The organism is Dietzia massiliensis (genome assembly GCF_018390595.1).
GTDB classification, from domain to species: domain Bacteria; phylum Actinomycetota; class Actinomycetes; order Mycobacteriales; family Mycobacteriaceae; genus Dietzia; species Dietzia massiliensis.
Genome location: NZ_JAHBAV010000242.1, coordinates 1 through 412 on the forward strand (window position 1 = coordinate 1; position 412 = coordinate 412).

Genomic DNA, 412 nt, shown 5'->3' on the forward strand with positions numbered 1-412 from the left:
GTGCAGATCTTCAACCAGGGCCTGAAGTCGTACCGCGATTTGCCGCTGCGCATGGGCGAGTTCGGCAGCTGCCACCGCAATGAGCCATCGGGTTCCCTGCACGGCCTGATGCGCGTGCGCGGCTTCACGCAGGATGACGCCCACATCTTCTGTACCGAAGAGCAGGTGCGCGCCGAAGTGAACGAATGCATCCGCATGGTGTATGACGTGTACGGCACTTTCGGCTTCGACAAGATCGCCGTCAAGCTGTCCACTCGCCCGGAAAAACGCATCGGCACCGACGACATGTGGACCCGTGCGGAAGAAGACCTGGCCGCCGCGCTGACCGAGAACGGCATTCCGTTTGAATATCAGCCGGGTGAGGGCGCCTTCTACGGACCGAAAATTGAATTTACCCTGCATGATTGTTTGG

1 protein-coding gene is annotated in these 412 nt (G+C 59.7%); it reads left to right on the top strand.

Going from position 1 to position 412, the window contains the following annotated elements:
- Positions 1 to 412, top strand: a 412-nt coding sequence (locus KHA85_RS20435; protein ID WP_498039910.1) for an aminoacyl--tRNA ligase-related protein, incomplete at both ends; no start/stop codon positions are given.